The organism is Pseudomonas sp. UBA3153 (assembly GCF_002364635.1).
In the GTDB taxonomy this organism is placed as follows: Bacteria; Pseudomonadota; Gammaproteobacteria; order Pseudomonadales; family Pseudomonadaceae; genus Pseudomonas_O; species Pseudomonas_O kuykendallii.
Genome location: NZ_DEYR01000005.1, coordinates 35,071 through 35,954, shown reverse-complemented (window position 1 = coordinate 35,954; position 884 = coordinate 35,071). Strand labels below are relative to the sequence as shown.

Annotated in this window: 1 protein-coding gene; it reads right to left on the bottom strand. The window is 71.9% G+C overall.

The window, feature by feature from the left end; genetic code table 11:
• Positions 1 to 21: 21 nt before the first annotated feature.
• On the bottom strand, positions 22 to 884 hold an 863-nt coding region (locus tag B2X67_RS02225), incomplete at its 5' end, for an MFS transporter (protein ID WP_286784473.1).

The following is an 884-nucleotide window of genomic DNA, read 5'->3' as shown; positions in this document are numbered from 1 at the left end:
GATCTGCCGCGGCGGGCTCGCTCACAGCCGCTCGGCGCTCGCGCGCACGTAGAGCGCGCGGCCGGCGCCCAGGCCGAACAGCGTGCCGACCAGGGCGATGGCGACGAAGATGATCCCCGACGCCGACCAGCTGCCGGTGAAGTCGTGCACCAGGCCCATGGCCAGCGGTCCCAAGGCGGCCAACGTATAGCCGACGCCCTGGGCCATGCCCGACAGGCTGGCGGCCACGTGCGCATCGCGCGAGCGCAGCACGATCAGCGCCAGGCCGAGGCTGAAGGTGCCGCCCTGCCCCAGGCCGAGGATGACGATCCACAGCCACAGGCCGGACAGCGGCGCGTAGAGGCAGCAGAGCAACCCGCAGAGGGTCAGTCCCATCACCACCACCACGGCGGGACGCTGGTCCCTGCCGCGGGTGGCCAGCCAGGGCGTGCTCAGCGCGGTGATCAGCTGTACCAGCACCGAGGCCGACAGCATCAGCCCGGCCTGCACCGGCGTCAGCCCGCGGTCGATGAGGATCGACGGCAGCCAGCCGAAGACGATGTAGGCCAGCGACGACTGCAAGCCCATGTACAGGGTGACCTGCCAGGCCAGCGGGTCGCGCCACAAGCCGCTGACACGATAGGCGACGTGCGCCACGGCGTGCCCGTGCCGCGCCTGCGGCAGCCAGACCAGCGCGGCAAGCAGCGGCGGCAGCGCCCAGAAGCCCAGCGCCAGGCTCCAGCTGCCGAAGGCATCGCGCAGCGGCACCGTGCTGCCAGCCGCCGTAGCCGCGCCGAGGCACAGGGCCATGGTGTACACGCCGGTCATGCTGCCGGCCTGTTTCGGGAAGTCACGCTTGACGATGCCCGGCAGCAGCACGCCGATGATGCCGATGCTGGCGCCGG